This is a genomic window from Pseudomonas sp. KCJK8993, assembly GCF_046230915.1.
GTDB classification, from domain to species: domain Bacteria; phylum Pseudomonadota; class Gammaproteobacteria; order Pseudomonadales; family Pseudomonadaceae; genus Aquipseudomonas; species Aquipseudomonas piscis.
On record NZ_JBJJLO010000019.1, the window covers coordinates 24,592 to 42,296 of the forward strand.

Here is a 17,705-nt window from a genome sequence, read left to right on the forward strand (position 1 = left end):
CTCACTGCTGGCTCAGGTCCACCAGTGGAGTCGACCGCACTTCGGTCGGCCGCCCAGCCTGAATCTGTCCGACACGCTCCAGGGCCTTGTCCACAGCGGCCTTGTCCGCCAGCAGGCTGTAGCGGATCTGGAATTGCCGCTGCTCCTTGGCGTCTATGGTCGGCACCAGACTCAACGGACGCTGATAACGTCGGTTGTAGGAAAAGCTGGTGCCCGGCTCCAACCCGGTCACATAGCCTTGGCCCTGGGTATCGGTGTTCTTCCACAGCGAAAACACCGGCAGCTGCCGGATATTGAAGCCCAGTGACACGCCGCGGCTGCCGGCCTTGTTGTGCAGCACCGCCAGGGTCTCGCCCTGGGCATCGGCATAGGGCACGACGTTGTAGACGGTTTCGTCATAGTCGCGGGTTGGCCCGCGATAGGTCCGCCAGTCCGCGAGATCGGCCCTGGCCTTGTCGTTGAATGGCGACACCTGCTGCACCGGCGCGGCGAACTGCGCGCCCTGTTCCAGGAGCGGCGGACCGAAGTTGCTGTGATACAGCGCCTGGTACTCCTTCGGGTAGTCGCCGTTGTTGGTCAGGCGATCGTTGAGGGTGAAACTACTGCTGCCGGGCTCGGTGACCAGCTCGGTAGCGATGCCGAAATCGACCTTCTTGAACGCCTGCTCCTTGAGCTCGCCACGCAGGCGAATGGCATGGGGCGGGGCCTCGTCGATATGCAGGGTGACCTTGCTGGCAGGGATGTTCGCCGCCCGGCCGTGCAGGGTCAGCAGCTCGCCGTTGTCCATGCCCGGGTGCCCGACCCACTCGTAGCCACAGCGGGTCACCAGTTCGTTGAAGCCTTCCAGCCAGCCCAGGCCGCCACGGCCGTTGAGCTCGATAAACGCTGGATTGACCACCTCCTTGACCGGCGAATCCCAGCCCAGGCGCACATTGCCCACCGAGGCCTGCAACACATTCATGCCGCGGGTCGGCACCACCGAGAGTTTCATCAGACCATTGTCGATCTCGATGATGCTCACCCCTTCCTGGCGCCCGCCGTGCAGGGTGCGCACGGTTACGGAAAACGGCTGCTTGGTCTTCAGCCCCAACTGTTCACTGCTCAGGTGCAAGTTGTCGGGGGCCTTGTCGGTATCGAGCAATACGTAGTCCCAGGCCACGGCGTGGGACGCGGCGCTCAGCGCACCGAGGGTGACCAGCAGTTTCAGCGAAGTCATGGAAAGAAGCCTTTTTTGGAGTTGTGCAGTTTTTATAGCGCTGAAGAATCGTTTCAGCAAGCAACAAAACCTGGCTAATCGCACAATTCCGACACAACCCGCTGTTCGCCTTCAGCCTTCGAAGCCGAGCAGCAGGCCGGCCACTTCCATGACTTCCTGCAACGCCGCCCGGGCAGACTCGGGGCTAGCCCGCAACAGCAGGTCATCGGCGTAACCCATGGTCTGGGCGAACAGCTGCCTTGCCGCGCGCTCGGGGCTGGCGCAGCGGAAAGCCCCGGCCCGGACCCCATCGGCAATGATCGTCGCCAGCATCTTGCGCCACTCGCCGTTGATCCTCAGGTAGGCCTGCGCCAGCTCGGCGTCGTGCATGGCTTCATCCCAGGCATCGAGCCACAGAGCCCATCCGGCTTCGGCGGAATCGGGCAGGCAGTCCCGGAGAAATCCCTGCAGGGCATCCATGGGCGCGGCACCGCGCAAGGGTTCACCCACCGCCTCCAGCTGTTCATTGGCAAAACGCACGAATGCTGCGCGGCGCAGCTCCTTCCAATCGCTGAAGTAGTGATAGACGTGGCTGCGGGACAGACCGGCATGCTCGGCCAGGTCACGGGTGGAAACCTCGGCGAAACCCTTGCTGTGAAACAGTTCCAGGGCTGCGCCGATGATCTGGTCCTTTCGGTCGTTACGGGACATAGGCAATCGAACCTCTTGGTGCCGGAATGACCGGCCCTTGCGCTTTGAGCGATCGCTCAAGGACAATTGAGCACTCGCTCAATATTAACCGTTATCCCATCTGTGGTGCAGTCATGCCTGTCGTCACTCGTCCCGCCATCGCGGATCCAACCCAGAAACTCGGCCAGCAATCCGCCGGCCAGACCCTCAAGGCCATCGCTCGCGCATACCCGGGCAAGCTGTTCGTCACCTTGTCGCTGGTGGCCCTGGAGAATGCCCTGCTGCTGGCCTATCCGCTGTTCGCCGGGTTCGCCGTGGATTCGATCCTGCGCGGTGACACCGCCCATGCGCTGGTCTACGCCATGGTGGTGCTGGGTTTCTGGATCGTCGGCGCGGCACGGCGGGCCGTGGATACCCGGACCTTCACCCGCATCTATGCGGACCTGGCCGTTCCGGTGATCCTCAACCAGCGCCAGCAACAGCAGAACACCTCGACCGCGGCGGCGCGGGTGGTACTGGCCCGGGAATTCGTCGACTTCTTCGAGAAGCACGTGCCGGTCATCGCCACCGCACTGGTCTCGATCATCGGTGCCGCGGTGATGCTGCTGGCCATCGAACCCTGGATCGGCCTGGCCTGCCTGGCGACGCTGGTGCTGTGCGTGGTGTTGCTGCCGCGTTTCGCCCGGCGCAACCAGCAGTTGCACGAACGCCTGAACAATCGCCTGGAAAAGGAAATCGGCCTGGTGGCCAAGGTCGGCGCCCACTCCCTGCAGCGCCACTACCGCCTGCTGTCGCGGCTGCGGATCTGGCTCTCGGACCGCGAAGCCACGGCCTACCTGTTCCTCGGCGTGGTGGCGGCGGTGCTGTTCGTGATCGCCATCACCCAGCTGTCACTATCGCCCGAGATCAAGGCCGGCCATGTGTATGCGGTCATGACTTACTTGTGGACCTTCGTCAGCAGCGTCGACGAGGCACCGAGCATGATCGACCAGTTGGCGCGCCTGCGGGATATCGGCCAGCGCGTGGACCCGGGGCTTGGCGATACTGCCGAGCCCCGGTGAACGTCAGAACGGCCGAATGCGGAAACCGCCAGCCCCCTGCTCGGCGAACTTGTAGTACGCCGACAGGTTGATCTGTTCAGCGATGTGCTGGGCGAACGACACACCGTCATCGCCCCAGACCCGACCGATATGGCTATAGGCAAAGGCTTGGGTCGCCCATTTCTTGTCACCCTTGCCCATGTTGTTCATGGCCACATAACCCGATGACTGGGCAGACATGCCACTGACCTCGCCACTGACATCGTTCTGGCCGTTGGTCACCGGCGAGATGAACACTTTGGCGCTGGAGGTCCGGGCTTCGGCGTACTGCGAGAGTTTCTGGTTCTCCGAATGGTTGAGTACCAGCAGGACCTTGCCCTGCAACTGGCTGGCGGTGGGCCAGGACTTGCCCTTGAGGTTGCTCTGCAGGGCTCCGGCACTGCTGCCGATATGGCTCGCAAGCTCCTGGGGGGTATACAACTTGCCCTGGAAAATCCGGCTCACCAAGTCATCGAAGTCCTGCGGCGTGCGTCCCGAGCTGGCTTTTGACCAACCCTGCTTCTTGTCCAGGATCACGGTGATGGGGAAATGCCCCGGGTGGCCGTCACTCCAGTGCTTGATGTCGTTCAGGCAGGCTTCCAGATCGTTCTTGCCGGTGCCGTCGCCCGTGCAGTTATTGTCGTTGCCGGACTGGAACAGGGTGCCCGCGTCGTGCCGTACGAACCAATGCCGGGGCGACCCGCCGGTCGCGGCATCTTGCTGGTCCCAAAAATCCAGCTCCAGGGTGCGCACACTGTCGAGCACGCTGCTGAAGGTGCGGGCGTACTGCTTTTCATAGCAGTTGTGGCAGGCCACTTGGGCAATCCGGTTGAACGGGGTATTCCAGGACGCCGGGTCGATGAACGCCGGGCTTTCCTGGCCGAAGGCTGCCTGGCCGAGCAAAAGCGTCGACACAGCCAATAGAGGGGGAACGAAACGGGATAGACGAGTCATGCTTGCTCCTGCTGAAAGGTCAGTCCTTGAAGGGCAATCAACCGCTCATCTGTTTTAGTCCAATCATGCGTCATTGCAACCAGCGCCCTCCAACGCCGGGCCGGAGGGCAGGTGCCGTCAACGGAAGCGATCGACCTCGTGGCGCAGGTCGGCGGCCAGGGCCTCCAGCTCGCGCGCGGTGACGGCCAGGTTGGACACCACCTCACGCTGCTCGCTGTTGGCCTGGGCGATGCTCTGCAGGTTGCGGCTCAGGACCGTGGCCGTGCTGCTCTGCTCCTGGGTCGCGGTGGTGATGGCGGCGAATTGCTCGCCGGCGCTCTGGCTCTGCTCGTCGATCAAGGCCAGCGCCGCGGCCACTCCGGCGTTGCGTGACAAACCTTCCTGCATCAGGCGGTTGCCCTGCTCCATGGTCTGGATGGCATTGCCGGTTTCCTGCTGGATGCTGTTGATCATCTGCGAGATTTCCGCGGTGGCCTCGCGGGTGCGCGATGCCAGGTTGCGCACCTCGTCGGCCACCACCGCGAAACCGCGACCCTGCTCCCCGGCGCGGGCCGCCTCGATGGCCGCGTTGAGGGCCAGCAGGTTGGTCTGGTCGGCGATGGCGGTGATCACCCCGACGATCCCGCCGATTTCCTGGGAGCGCTGCCCCAGGGTATCGATCACCGCCGCCGTGCTGCCCAGGGCACCGGCGATCTGTTCAAGCGACGAGGAAGCCTGCTCCATGGACTCGCGGCCGATGTGAGTCTGCTCGGCGTTTTCCTGGGCCAGGCGCTGGGTGCTACCCATGTTGTCGGCGATGTTCAGCGAGGTGGCGCTGAACTGCTCGACCGCCCCGGCCATGCTGGTGATTTCCCCGGATTGCTGCTCCATGCCTTCGTAGGCACCGCTGGACAGCCCGGACAACGCCTGGGCCCGGCCACTGACTTCAGTGGCGGAGCGGCGGATGTGCTCGACCATGGTCGACAAGGCCTCGCCCATCTGGTTGAAGCTGCGGGCCAGCTGGCCGATCTCATCGTGGCTGGACACATTCAAGCGCGCGCTCAGGTCGCCACCGCCCAAGGCCTGGGCCTGGCGCACCAGGTCGCCCAGGGGCGCCAGCTTGCTACGCAGCAACCACACCGTGGCGCCTACCGCCAACAGCATCGCCAACAGGCTGCCGATCACCAGGCGTAGCCCCACGCTCCAGGTCACCTGGCGGATCTCGGACTTGGGCATGCTCGCCACCACCGACCAGGGGCCGTCGGCGAAAGGCATCGCCAGGCTGTAGAAGTCCTCGCCACCATCGCTCCAGAAGCGCCCCTTGCCCGGCTCCTTCGCCGCGTCCACCAGAAGCTGCGCCGCCTGATCCAGGGCCTGCACGCCGGCCGGCGGCACCAACCACTTGTGCTGTTCGTCGAGCAGGGCCAGGGAACCGCTCTGGCCGATGCGGAAGCGCTTGAGGTTGGCGAACTGGGCGTTCTGCGCGTCGGTGTAGTCGAAACCCACGAACAACACCGCGATTACCCGACCACTGCGGTCCATCACCGGGGTGTACTGGGTCATGTAGAAACGCTCGAACAGCAGCGCGCGGCCAACGTAGCCCTGCCCGGCCATGAGCTTCTGATAGGCCGGATGGGCATGATCGAGCAGGGTGCCGATGGCGCGGCTGCCATCCTGCTTGCTCAGGGAAGTGCTGACACGGATGAAGTCGTCCCCGCTGCGTACGAACAGGGTCGCGACCCCGGCGGTCATCTGCTTGAACTGGTCCACTTCATCGAAGTTGTTGTTCAACACCACGTTGCCCAGGTGCAAGCCAGGCGTCTGCACCCCGGCGACCGTCACCGGCTCTTCGGGATGCACGCTCAGTCCGCTGCGAAAGCGATTCTCGAACAGGCCGCTCAGGCGCTGGGTGCTCTCGCGCAGGCTGCCATGGAAGGTGTTGAGTTGGTCGGCCAGCAGGCGGGCTTCGCTGGCCAGGTGTTCTTCGCGGGTATCGAGGTTCGCCGAATCCAGCGAACGCAAGGCAAACAGGGTGCTGCCGCTGATCACCAGGGCGAGGACCAGGGCAAGGGCGAGCCCTAGCTGGGAGGCTATCCGGGCACGGGGTTGGGACATGATGGCTCCTGGCCGAGAAGGCGGATCATCCTGATCACGTGGCACGCTCGGCAGCAATAATTCCAAGGTTTTCTAGTGAGTCAGGACCTTCCTGGACGCTGGTTCCATATCCCAGGATTCGGCGGCGCCCGGCAATACTTGAGCGGTTTGCAAGGATATATCTCCAGCCCCGTCAACCGGGAGCTTCAACGTTTCAGCCCAGACGCTCCACCTGGGGCAATCGCATGGCCGCGACCTCCCCTTGCAAGAAGTCGCTCAGGCGCCGCAGGCGCTCGCCGCCGGGCCGGGTCCTGGGCCACACCAGATAGTAGTTCAGGCCGCTGGCCACCGCTGTCGGCCAGGGCAGGCTCAAGCGTCCCTGGGCCACGTCCTCGGCCACCATCAGCAGATCGCCGATGGACACGCCGTAGCCCCGTGCCGCAGCGATCATCCCCAGCTCCAGGGTGTCGAACACCTGCCCGCCCTTGAGCGAAACCTGGCCGGCCAACCCCATGTGTTCGAGCCAACTGCGCCAGTCGCGACGGTCCGGGGTCGGGTGCAGCAACTCGGCGCTCGCCAGGCGCGCCGCATCCCAGGGCTGGTCGTGGAGCAGGTTCGGCGCCCCTACCGGAATCAGCAGTTCCGGGAACAGGTAGCTGGACTCCCAGTCCGCGGGAAAGTGGCCGTTGCTCAGCAGGACCGCGCAGTCGAAAGGCTCCTGGTTGAAATCCACCGAGTCCACATCCATCCAGGCGCTGGTGAGCTGCACTTCGTTGCCCGGCTGCAAGTGGCGGAAACGACTGAGCCGCGCCAGCAACCAGCGCATGGTCAGGGTCGATGGCGCTTTCATGCGCAGGATGCCGTCTTCACCGTGCAGGATGCTGCACGCCCGCTCCAGGGCGCCAAACCCTTCACGCACGCCGGGCAACAACAGGCGGGCCGCTTCGGTCAACAGCAGGTTGCGTCCGCTACGCTGGAACAACCGGCAGGCGAAGTGTTCTTCCAGGGTACGGATGTGCCGGCTGACGGCGCTCTGGGTGATCGACAGTTCCTCGGCAGCCCGGGTGAACGAACTGTGCCGGGCGGCGGCTTCGAAGGCCCGCAGGGCGTAGAGAGGGGGTAGACGGCGGGACATGCTCAGGCTCCGGTAGCGCAATGACGCCACGCTACCAGAAAGCGCTTCGCATGAGTTTTTATCATGCCAGCAAGTATATTTATCGCTTTGTGCAACGAGCCAAGAGCGCCGAGAATCAGCGCTCCTACCGATATCCACCTGATCGAGCCTGATGACCATGCAGCATCCTGCACGTACCGAACTCTGGGCCATCCTGCGGCTGGCGGGGCCGTTGATCGCCTCGCAGCTGGCGCACATGTTGATGGTTCTCACCGACACCCTGATGATGGCTCGCCTGAGCCCCGAGGCCCTGGCCGGCGGCAGCCTGGGCGCAGCCAGTTATTCCTTCGTCTCGATCTTCTGCATCGGGGTGATCGCCGCGGTGGGTACCCTGGTAGCGATCCGGCATGGCGCCGGCGATATGGAGGGCGCCACGCGCCTGACCCAGGCCGGCGTGTGGCTGGCCTGGCTGATGGCCCTGGTGGCCGGCCTGCTGCTGTGGAACCTCAAGCCAGTGCTGTTGCTGTTCGGCCAGACCGAGAGCAACGTCCAGGCCGCCGGCCAGTTCCTGTTGATCCTGCCCTTCGCCCTGCCCGGCTACCTGAGCTTCATGGCCTTGCGCGGCTTCACCAGCGCCATCGGCCGGGCCACGCCGGTGATGGTCATCAGCCTGTGCGGCACGGTGGCCAACTTCCTGCTCAACTACGCGCTGATTACCGGCATGTTCGGCCTGCCCAAGCTCGGGCTGGTGGGTATCGGCCTGGTCACCGCCATCGTCGCCAACTGCATGGCCGTGGCCCTGGCCTGGCACATCAAGCGCCACCCGGCCTATGCCGCCTACCCGCTACGCCAGGGGCTGTCGCGGATCAGCACCCGCTACCTGCAGGAACTGTGGCGCCTGGGCCTGCCCATCGGCGGGACCTATGCCGTGGAAGTCGGGCTGTTCGCCTTCGCCGCGCTGTGCATGGGCACCATGGGCAGTACCCAGCTGGCGGCGCATCAGATCGCCCTGCAGATCGTCTCGGTGGCGTTCATGGTCCCGGCGGGAGTCTCGTACGCCATCACCATGCGCATCGGCCAGCACTACGGGGCCGGGCAACTGCTGGACGCGCGCCTGGCGGGCAGGGTCGGCATCGCTTTCGGCGCAGTGGTGATGCTGGGATTCGCGGCGGTGTTCTGGCTGCTGCCGAACCAGCTGATCGGTCTGTTCCTCGATCACAACGACCCGGCCTTCGCCCCGGTGATCCATCTGGCGGTGAGCCTGCTGGCGGTGGCGGCCTGGTTCGAGCTGTTCGACGGCACCCAGACCATTGCCATGGGAGCGATTCGCGGCCTCAAGGATGCCAAGACCACCTTCCTGGTGGGCCTGGGCTGCTATTGGCTGATCGGCGCGCCTTCGGCCTGGCTGATGGCCTTCACCCTGGGCTGGGGGCCGACCGGCGTCTGGTGGGGCCTGGCCCTGGGGCTGGCTTGCGCCGCCATCAGCCTGACCCTGGCGTTCGAGTGGCGGATGCGGCGCATGATCAAGCGCGAGGGGGCGGCACCGGCCATGGACCTGCAGCCCGAGTGAGCCCCAGGCTCAGACCACCTCTTCGCGGAACGCGCGCTGGCTGTTGCCGAAGGTCAGGTATTCCACCAGCTCGGCCAGCGGCAGCGGCTTGCTGATCAGGTAGCCCTGGGCCTGGTCGCAGCCGAAGTCGCGCAACAGCGCCAGTTGCTCGGCGGTTTCCACGCCTTCGGCCACCACCTCCAGGTTGAGGTTATGGGCCAGGTTGATCATGGCATGGACCAGCTTGCGGTTTTCCTCGCGCTGCTCCATGCCACCGACGAAGCTCTTGTCCACCTTGAGCAGGGCGATCGGCAGGCTGTTGAGGTGCACGAACGAAGAGAAACCGGTGCCGAAGTCGTCCAGGGAAAAGCGCACGCCCAGGCGCCCCAGGGCGTCCATGGTCTGCTTCACCAGGTCGCTGCGGCGCATCACGGCGGTTTCGGTCAGCTCGAACTCCAGCCACTGCGCCTCCACCCCACGTTCGGCGATCAGCCGGCCCAGCGTCGACAGCAGCTGGCTGTCCTGGAACTGGCGGAACGACAAGTTGACCGCCATGTGCAGCGGCTCCAGCCCACGCTCGCGCAAGGCCTGCATATCCCGCAAGGCGCGGGAAATGACCCAGTAGCCCAAGGGGACGATCAACCCGCTCTGCTCGGCCAGGGGCACGAACTCGCTGGGCGGCAGCAGGCCGCGCTCGCCATGGCGCCAGCGCACCAGGGCCTCTAGGCCGACGATCTTGCCGTCATGCAGGTTCAGCCGCGGCTGGTAGTGCAGCTCCAGCTCATCGCGGCGCAGCGCCCGGCGCAACTCGCTTTCCAGGTCGGCCAGGCTGCGCGCGTTGCGGTTGATCCGCTCGTTGAAGACATGAAAGGTGCAACCCTGGGTGCTCTTGGCCTGCTGCATGGCGATGTGCGCATGCCACATCAGCGGGTCGGCACCGGCGTTGGCGCGGGCGTGGGCGATCCCCAGGCTGCAGCCGATCAACAGGCTTTCACCATCGATCCAGTAGGGTTCGGCCATGGCTTGGGTGATGCGCTCGGCCATCCATTCGGCGCGCTGTGGGGCGCGGCGGGTATCGATCAGCAAGGCGAACTCATCGCTGCCCAGGCGCGCCAGCTGGTCGCCGGCCTCCAGCTGGCTCTTGAGCCGCGAGACCACCTGCAGGATCAGCCGGTCACCGGCCTGGTGGCCCAGGGCATCGTTGGCGTGGCGAAAGTTGTCCAGGTCCAGGTGGCCCAGGGCCAGGCCGCGTCCGTCGTTTTCCGCCAGACGCGCCGCCAGCAGCGTCTGGAAACCCTGGCGGTTGGCGATGCCGGTCAAGGGGTCCTGCTCGGCCAGGCGCTGCAAGGTGCTCTCCAGCACTCCGCGCTCGCGCACATGGCGCAGGCAACGACGCAAGGCATCGGTGCTCAGGCTCGAACCCACCAGCCAGTCGCTGGCCCCCGCCGGCGTCACCGTGGGCTCCTGGTCCAGCAGCAAAATCGTCGGCAGGCTGCAACGCCCGGGTCCGGGCTGCAGTTGTGGAATGGTCAACAGGACCGCGTTGCGATCATTTTCGAACAGTCGGCTGACCGACTCCCAGCTGGGAGCGTTGATCAATACCACCGAGTCCCCCAACGGAGCGACACACTCGCGCAACAACGCTGTCCATACCGGCTCGAGGGCCAGTAGCAGCACACGCAAGGGTTCGACAGGCTTGGACAAGCTAGCTCCCTAGACTCTGCAAAAAAGTTGGCGGCGGGCATTATGGCGCGCGAAAGGACAATATCAATTGATATTAATTATCATACGCAACTTCTTGTACCGCTCTGATGCGAACGTTAGACGCATATTTAGCGCGCATCCTGCGGGAAAGTATCAAAACCGGCAAATTTAGATAGCGTTATGCGTCACAAGTCGGAGAGACGCAGCAGAATCCGTTCATCCTGTTAAAATGCCCGCCCTTTTCGCAACCGACCCCTTTTTTCCGTCATGTCCCGACTCAATCCCCGGCAGCAAGAAGCCGTGAACTACGTCGGCGGCCCTCTTTTGGTGCTCGCCGGTGCAGGCTCCGGCAAGACCAGCGTGATCACCCGCAAGATCGCCCACCTGATCCAGAACTGCGGGATCCGCGCCCAGTACATCGTCGCCATGACCTTCACCAACAAGGCGGCACGGGAAATGAAGGAACGGGTCGGCACCCTGCTGCGCAGTGGCGAGGGTCGCGGCCTGACCGTATCGACCTTCCACAACCTGGGCCTGAACATCATCCGCAAGGAACATGTGCGGCTGGGCTACAAGCCGGGCTTCTCGATCTTCGACGAGACCGACGTCAAGGCCCTGATGACCGACATCATGCAGAAGGAGTATTCCGGGGACGACGGCGTCGACGAGATCAAGAACATGATCGGCGCCTGGAAGAACGACCTGATCCTGCCGGCCCAGGCCCTGGAAAACGCGCGCAACCCCAAGGAACAGACCGCGGCCATCGTCTACACCCACTACCAGCGCACGCTCAAGGCGTTCAACGCGGTGGACTTCGACGACCTGATCCTGCTGCCGGTGAAGCTGTTCGAGGAGCACGCCGACATCCTCGAGAAGTGGCAGAACAAGGTGCGCTACCTGCTGGTGGACGAGTACCAGGACACCAACGCCAGCCAGTACCTGCTGGTGAAGATGCTCATCGGGACGCGCAACCAGTTCACCGTGGTAGGCGACGACGACCAGTCGATCTATGCCTGGCGCGGCGCGCGCCCGGAAAACCTGATGCTGCTCAAGGACGACTACCCGTCATTGAAAGTGGTGATGCTGGAGCAGAACTACCGCTCCACCAGCCGCATCCTGCGCTGCGCCAACGTGCTGATCTCCAACAACCCCCACGAATTCGAAAAGCAGTTGTGGAGCGAGATGGGCCACGGCGACGAGATCCGCGTGATCCGCTGCAAGAACGAGGACGCCGAGGCCGAGCGGGTGGCCATGGAAATCCTCACCCTGCACTTGCGCACCAACCGTCCCTACAGCGATTTCGCGATCCTCTACCGGGGCAACTACCAGGCCAAGCTGATCGAGCTGAAGCTGCAGCACCACCAGGTGCCTTATCGCCTGTCCGGTGGCAACAGCTTCTTCGGCCGCCAGGAAGTGAAGGACCTGATGGCCTACTTCCGCCTGATCGTGAACCCCGATGACGACAACGCGTTCCTGCGGGTGATCAACGTGCCACGTCGGGAAATCGGCTCCACGACCCTGGAGAAACTCGGCAACTACGCCACCGGACGCGGTATCTCCATGTACGCCGCCACCGAGGAAATCGGCCTGGGCGAGCACCTGGACAGCCGCTTCACCGACCGCCTGGCACGCTTCAAGCGCTTCATGGACCGGGTCCGCGAACAATGCGCCGGCGAGGATCCGATCGGCGCCCTGCGCAGCATGATCATGGATATCGACTATGAGAACTGGCTGCGCACCAACAGCTCCAGCGACAAGGCCGCGGACTACCGGATGGGCAACGTCTGGTTCCTTGTCGAGGCCCTGAAGAACACCCTGGAAAAAGACGAAGACGGCGAGATGACCGTCGAGGACGCCATCGGCAAGCTGGTCCTGCGCGACATGCTGGAACGCCAGCAGGAAGAGGAAGACGGCGCCGAAGGGGTACAGATGATGACCCTGCACGCCTCCAAGGGCCTGGAGTTTCCCTACGTGTTCATCATGGGCATGGAAGAGGAGATCCTCCCCCACCGCTCCAGTATCGAAGCCGATACCATCGAGGAGGAGCGACGCCTGGCCTACGTGGGCATCACCCGCGCGCGCCAGACCCTGGCCTTCACCTTCGCGGCCAAGCGCAAGCAGTACGGCGAAATCATCGACTGCGCGCCAAGCCGCTTTCTCGACGAACTGCCTCCGGACGACCTGGCCTGGGAAGGCAACGACGACACGCCGACCGAGGTCAAGGCCGTTCGCGGCAACAACGCTTTGGCCGATATACGCGCGATGCTAAAGCGGTAAAATCGACTATTTTTCAACAGACCCTTGGCCCCAAAGCGGCCAATAGAGGAAGCTCCGTGGAAGCACTGCACCAGAAAATTCGCGAAGAAGGCATCGTGCTTTCCGATCAAGTACTGAAAGTCGATGCCTTTCTGAACCATCAGATCGATCCGCAATTGATGAAATTGATCGGCGACGAATTCGCCAGGCTGTTCAAGGACTCGGGCGTCACCAAGATCGTGACCATCGAGGCCTCCGGCATCGCTCCTGCGATCATGACCGGCCTGAACCTGGGTGTACCGGTGATCTTCGCCCGCAAGCACCAGTCCTTGACCCTGACCGAGAATCTGCTCTCGGCCACCGTCTATTCCTTCACCAAGCAAGTGGAAAGCACCGTGGCCATTTCGCCACGGCACCTGACCAGCAGCGACCGCGTGCTGGTCATCGACGACTTCCTGGCCAACGGCAAGGCCTCCCAGGCCCTGATCTCGATCATCAAGCAGGCCGGTGCCACCGTGGCCGGCCTGGGCATCGTGATCGAGAAATCCTTCCAGGGCGGCCGCGCCGAACTGGACGCCCAGGGCTACCGCGTGGAATCCCTGGCGCGGGTCAAATCCCTTTCCGGCGGCGTGGTCACTTTCATCGAGTGACCCGGCGCCAGGCTCACGGTTGACGGGTGGCCTGCAGGCCGGCCAGCAACAAACGCTGGTACAGGTCCTCACGCAGGCCCTCGGGTTGCTCCAGCCCCATGCGCTCCAGGTGCTCGGGAAATGCCCCGGCCTCCGGCGCGTCGAAGGCCGCCTTGCCCAGCTCGAGGATCTCGCTGAGCTTGAACTTGCTCTTGAGCCAGTTCAGCGCCCGCAGCAAATCGCGCTCCTGGACGGTGAAGTCACTGCCCAGCGGATATTCGGGGAACAGATGGCGATGGCGCGCCTGTATGTCCAGCAAGCGCTGCGGGCTGTTATCGGCAAAACGCGGTTCCAGGCGGAAGTCCCTGGGCAGCTTGCCGGCTTTCTGAGCCTGTTCAATCAGACCTGGCTGGAAGCGTGAGTCGCTGATGTTGAGCAGCGCCTCGATCACCTTCGCATCGGACTTGCCCCGCAGATCGGCGATCCCGTACTCGGTGATGACGATGTCCCGCAGGTGCCGCGGGATGGTGCAATGGCCGTACTCCCAGACGATGTTGGAGCTGACCTCCCCTGCCGACTCCCGCCAACTGCGCAGGATCAGCACCGAACGGGCATCCGCCAGGGCATGGCCCTGGACCACGAAGTTGTACTGCCCGCCTACGCCGCTCAACACCCGCCCACCCTGCAACTGGTCGGACACCGCGGCGCCCAGCAGGGTCATGGTGAACGCGCTGTTGATGAAGCGCGCATCGCGACGCTGCAGGCGCTTGAGTTCCTCATGGCCATACAGCTCGTTGATGTAGCTGATGGCACTCATGTTGAACTCCGCCAACCGCTCCTTGGGCAGCTCGCGCAAGCGCTGGTAGAAACTGCGTGGTCCGAGGAAGAAGCCGCCATGGATCGAGACCCCGCCCGGCGTGGCCGGGTCCAGGGTGCCGGCATTGGCCTGGCCCTGCAGCTCCAGGCTCGGGTAGACCTTGCGCCGCACGATCCCGGCATCGGCCAGGGCCAGCAAGCCGTTGACGAACATCTCGCTGCAACCATAGAGCCCCTGGGCAAATGGCTCGACGCCGCCCTCGCGATCGATCAGCGGCTGCCAATGATCCACCTGCAAGTCCGCCAGCAAGGCACGGTAGCCCGGGTTGTCCGCCTGGCGTGCCAGCAAGGCGGCGGTCAGCGCATCGCCCATGGAGCCAATGCCGATCTGCAGGGTGCCGCCGTCGCGTACCAGGGTACTGGCATGCAGGCCGATGCAGTGGTCTTGCACGCCCACCGGCATGTTCGGCGTGGAAAACAGCGTGCTGCGCTCTTCTTCGTCGATCAGCAGGTCGAAATCCCTCGCCTGGACTTCAGCGTCGCCCGGCATGTAGGGCAGGTCCGCATGGACCTGGCCGAGGACCAGGATGGTCTCCCCGGCGGCGCGGCGCTTGGCGACCAGCGGCAGCATGTCCAGGGTGATATCCGGGTTGCAACTCAGGCTCAGCTGGCCAGGCCGCTGCGGATCGCGGGCCACCAGCTGGGCCACCAGGTTCAGGCCGGCGGCATTGATGTCCCGGGCCGCATGGCTGTAGTTGCTGCTGACGTAGTCCTGTTGCGCCGCCGCGCTGTGCAGCAGGCTGCCGGGCTGCATGAAGAACTGCTCGACGCGGATGTTGGCCGGCAGGCTGTCACGGTGCAGGTCGGCGAGGAAGTCCAGTTCGGGATAGTCGCCGAACACCCGCTCGACGAAGGGTTCGAGAAACCGCCGCTGCAAGCCGTCGCCCAGTGCCGGGCGCCCCAGGCTCAGGGCGGTGTAGATAGTCAGTTGGCGTTCGGGCAACTGGGCGATACGCCGGTACAGGGCATTGGCGAACCGATTGGGTTTGCCCAACCCCAGGGGCATGCCCATGTGGATGTGTTGCGGCAAGCGGGCGAGCACTTCATCCACCGCCTGCTCGATGGAACAGGATTGCAGCATCTGACCCTCCAGGAACCGTCCGTGAATAGGGGTTGGACCGAGCTTGCCGGGAGTTTGCTGCATTGAACAGGGCGCAGGTCAAATCGCGCCCACAAAAAAGCCGCTCGCAAGCGGCTTTTTCGCTGCAGATGACCGCTTATTTCAGGCCGGACATCTTCCGGATCGCGCCCTTGAGTTCCTCATCGGAGCAATCGGCGCAGGTGCCTTTAGGCGGCATGGCATTGATGCCGGTAATCGCCTTGGCCAGGATGCCATCGAGGCCGCCCTGGTGATCGGCACGCTCCTTCCAGGCAGCGGTATCGCCGATCTTCGGCGCGCCCAGCAGGCCGCTGCCGTGGCAAGCGTTGCAGTGCTTGGCGATCACGTCGTCCGGCGACTTGGCGCCACCGCCACCGCCTGCGGAGGCAGCGACTTCCATCCCCTTGCATTCCTGACCCTGGACACAGACCTGGCCAACGGGCTCGAGGCGCTTGGCGATATCGTCATTGGTCGCAGCTTGAGCGCTGACTGCCCAAAGGGCCAATACGGTTGCTGGTGCGGCCAGCATTTTCATAATTAGGTTCACGCGTACACCCTCAATGGTGGCTAGTCACGCCTGCGGCCACGGTTTCGCAGGCGGGCGAAAGTATAACGGTTAGCCCGTCACACTGAAACAACCCCAAAGTCGAAGGGGTCTTGATCGCGGCGAAATGTCGCTGGGGCCTCGCTGCAAGCCTTGCGGGACGCCTCTTGGCCTAGAAATTCGCTGGGGTAGCTGCGCTGATTAGTCGCGCCGGCACATCGAACGGATTACGGAAACGATGGGGCTTGGTGCTTTCGAAATAGTAGCTGTCACCGGCCTCGAGGATGAAGGTTTCCAGGCCTACCACCAGCTCCAGGCGACCTTCGAGCAGGATCCCGGTTTCTTCGCCGTCATGGGTGAGCATCTCCTCACCGGTGTCGGCGCCCGGCGGGTAGATCTCGTTGAGAAAGGCGATGGCGCGGCTCGGGCGTGCACGCCCCACCAGCTTCATGGTCACGGCGCCATCGGAGATGTCGATCAGTTCGTGGGCTTTGTAGACGATCTGCGAAGGAGTCTCCTGGAGGACCTCCTCGGAAAAGAACTCCACCATGGACATGGGGATGCCGCCCAGCACCTTGCGCAACGAGCTGATCGAAGGACTGACGCTGTTCTTCTCGATCATTGAAATGGTGCTGTTGGTGACGCCCGCACGCTTGGCGAGTTCACGCTGGGACAAACCCTTCAGTTTACGGATGGATTGCAGTCGCTCACCGACGTCCAATACGGCAGTCTCCTAGGCGGGAATCAGGCGTTGTTGTAATCGAGCGTTATCATGGCGACAGCGTTCAGTATTTACAACACTTGCCCCGGATTCCCCCAGGATAGGCGACTTTCGGTACGGCCCGCGGGCTCTCAGCCCTCGCTGTACACCAGCGGCACCCGCCGCAGGTTGCAAAAGAACTGGTAGGGGATGGTGTCGGCCGCCAGGGCGACCTCGCTGGCCAGGATGTTCTTGCCCCACAGCTCCACGGTCGAGCCCAGGCCGGCCTCGGGCACGTCCGTCAAATCGACACACAGCATGTCCATGGAAACCCTGCCCAACAGGCGGCTGCGCCGGCCGGCCACCAGTACCGGGGTGCCGGTGGGTGCATGGCGCGGGTAGCCGTCGGCATAACCCATGGCGACCACGCCGATCCGCATCGGCTTGTCGGTGATGAACTTGGCGCCGTAGCCGATGGGTTCGCCGGCAGGCAGCTCACGCACGCAGATGACCTTGGACTCCAGGGTCATCACCGGTTGCAGGCGCTCGGCCAGCGAGTTGGCTTCTTCGAACGGCGTCGCCCCGTAGAGCATGATGCCCGGGCGCACCCAGTCGCTGGGCGCGCTGGGCCAGCCCAGCAACGCCGGCGAGTTGCGCAGGCTGACCTCGGCCCCCAGGCCCTGGCGGGCCGCTTCGAACACCGCGATCTGCTCGGTGCTGCTGGTGCAATGCAGTTCGTCGGCACGGGCGAAGTGGCTCATCAGCACGATCTTCTCGACCTTGCCGCTGGCCTGCAGCCGCTGGTAGGCGCCCTGGTAGTCCTTGGGGTGCAGACCGACCCGGTGCATGCCCGAGTCCAGCTTGAGCCAGACCGTCAGCGGTTTGGCCAGGCTCGCTTGCTCGATGGCCTCCAGCTGCCACAGCGAATGCACCACGCACCACAAATCATGCTCGATGATCAGCGCCAGCTCCGACGCCTCGAAGAACCCCTCCAACAACAGCACCGGCGCGCCAATGCCCGCGGCGCGCAGCTCCAGGGCTTCCTCGATGCAGGCCACGGCGAAACCGTCGGCGCAATCCTCCAGGGCCTGGGCGCAGCGCACCGCGCCATGGCCATAGGCATCGGCCTTGATCACCGCGAGGGCACGGGCACCCGAGACTTCGCGGGCCAGTTGATAGTTGTGACGCAGGGCTTGGAGATCGATCAGGGCACGGGCAGGACGCATGGCGGCGGACTTCTAGG

The 17,705-nt window shown here is 64.1% G+C and carries 14 protein-coding genes and 1 pseudogene; 4 read left to right on the forward strand and 11 right to left on the reverse strand.

The window, feature by feature from the left end; translation table 11 throughout:
- Position 1 precedes the first annotated feature (1 nt).
- Entirely contained in the window at positions 2-1,216 is a 1,215-nt protein-coding gene (locus tag ACK6AU_RS09060) for an aldose 1-epimerase family protein (RefSeq protein ID WP_409298904.1), read from the reverse strand.
- 111 nt (positions 1,217-1,327) lie between these two features.
- A complete protein-coding gene (locus tag ACK6AU_RS09065; protein WP_185696912.1) occupies positions 1,328-1,906 on the reverse strand; it encodes a TetR/AcrR family transcriptional regulator in 579 nt (192 codons plus the stop codon).
- Positions 1,907-1,932: 26 nt separating this feature from the next.
- Here ACK6AU_RS09065 and ACK6AU_RS09070 point away from each other — a divergent pair, with 26 nt between their 5' ends.
- A complete protein-coding gene (locus tag ACK6AU_RS09070) occupies positions 1,933-2,946 on the forward strand; it encodes an ABC transporter six-transmembrane domain-containing protein (RefSeq protein ID WP_409298906.1) in 1,014 nt (337 codons plus the stop codon).
- A gap of 3 nt (positions 2,947-2,949) precedes the next feature.
- Here ACK6AU_RS09070 and ACK6AU_RS09075 read toward each other — a convergent pair whose 3' ends face one another.
- The 4 genes and pseudogenes from ACK6AU_RS09075 to ACK6AU_RS09090 all read right to left on the reverse strand — a co-directional run bounded on the left by ACK6AU_RS09075 (position 2,950) and on the right by ACK6AU_RS09090 (position 7,126).
- Positions 2,950-3,918 carry a Ca2+-dependent phosphoinositide-specific phospholipase C gene (locus ACK6AU_RS09075; RefSeq protein WP_409298908.1) on the reverse strand — a complete coding sequence of 323 codons (969 nt, stop codon included), beginning with the start codon at positions 3,916-3,918 and terminating at the stop codon, positions 2,950-2,952.
- 117 nt (positions 3,919-4,035) lie between these two features.
- Positions 4,036-4,896, reverse strand: coding sequence for a methyl-accepting chemotaxis protein (locus ACK6AU_RS09080; protein ID WP_409298948.1), 861 nt, complete (start codon positions 4,894-4,896; stop codon positions 4,036-4,038).
- Between the two features lie 42 nt (positions 4,897-4,938).
- Positions 4,939-6,012, reverse strand: a pseudogene (locus ACK6AU_RS09085) (Cache 3/Cache 2 fusion domain-containing protein); the annotation flags it as partial.
- A gap of 193 nt (positions 6,013-6,205) precedes the next feature.
- Positions 6,206-7,126, reverse strand: coding sequence for a LysR substrate-binding domain-containing protein (locus tag ACK6AU_RS09090; RefSeq protein WP_409298910.1), 921 nt, complete (start codon positions 7,124-7,126; stop codon positions 6,206-6,208).
- Positions 7,127-7,283: 157 nt separating this feature from the next.
- On the opposite strand from ACK6AU_RS09090, the gene ACK6AU_RS09095 reads away from it, so the two are divergent.
- Positions 7,284-8,675: a NorM family multidrug efflux MATE transporter gene (locus tag ACK6AU_RS09095; protein WP_185696907.1), complete on the forward strand. Its 1,392-nt coding sequence runs from the start codon at positions 7,284-7,286 to the stop codon at positions 8,673-8,675.
- Between the two features lie 9 nt (positions 8,676-8,684).
- Here the strand turns inward: ACK6AU_RS09095 and ACK6AU_RS09100 are convergent, their stop codons facing one another.
- Entirely contained in the window at positions 8,685-10,358 is a 1,674-nt protein-coding gene (locus tag ACK6AU_RS09100) for a putative bifunctional diguanylate cyclase/phosphodiesterase (protein ID WP_409298913.1), read from the reverse strand.
- A 267-nt stretch (positions 10,359-10,625) separates the two neighbouring features.
- Here ACK6AU_RS09100 and rep point away from each other — a divergent pair, with 267 nt between their 5' ends.
- Both rep and ACK6AU_RS09110 read left to right on the forward strand, forming a co-directional pair.
- A complete protein-coding gene (gene rep / locus ACK6AU_RS09105; RefSeq protein WP_031320690.1) occupies positions 10,626-12,635 on the forward strand; it encodes a DNA helicase Rep in 2,010 nt (669 codons plus the stop codon).
- A gap of 56 nt (positions 12,636-12,691) precedes the next feature.
- The gene (locus ACK6AU_RS09110) at positions 12,692-13,264 is read left to right on the forward strand and encodes a xanthine phosphoribosyltransferase (RefSeq protein WP_185696905.1); all 573 of its coding nucleotides are present in this window, start codon (positions 12,692-12,694) and stop codon (positions 13,262-13,264) included.
- A 13-nt stretch (positions 13,265-13,277) separates the two neighbouring features.
- On the opposite strand, the gene ACK6AU_RS09115 is transcribed toward ACK6AU_RS09110, so the two are convergent.
- The 4 genes from ACK6AU_RS09115 to alr all read right to left on the reverse strand — a co-directional run bounded on the left by ACK6AU_RS09115 (position 13,278) and on the right by alr (position 17,688).
- Positions 13,278-15,200, reverse strand: coding sequence for an acetyl-CoA hydrolase/transferase family protein (locus ACK6AU_RS09115; RefSeq protein WP_185696904.1), 1,923 nt, complete (start codon positions 15,198-15,200; stop codon positions 13,278-13,280).
- Positions 15,201-15,336: 136 nt separating this feature from the next.
- Complete coding sequence (locus ACK6AU_RS09120) at positions 15,337-15,753, reverse strand: cytochrome c5 family protein (RefSeq protein WP_185696903.1); 417 nt, start codon at positions 15,751-15,753, stop codon at positions 15,337-15,339.
- 181 nt (positions 15,754-15,934) lie between these two features.
- Complete coding sequence (locus tag ACK6AU_RS09125) at positions 15,935-16,483, reverse strand: cupin domain-containing protein (RefSeq protein WP_185696902.1); 549 nt, start codon at positions 16,481-16,483, stop codon at positions 15,935-15,937.
- Positions 16,484-16,614: 131 nt separating this feature from the next.
- Positions 16,615-17,688 carry an alanine racemase gene (gene alr / locus ACK6AU_RS09130; protein ID WP_185696901.1) on the reverse strand — a complete coding sequence of 358 codons (1,074 nt, stop codon included), beginning with the start codon at positions 17,686-17,688 and terminating at the stop codon, positions 16,615-16,617.
- Positions 17,689-17,705: the final 17 nt, after the last annotated feature.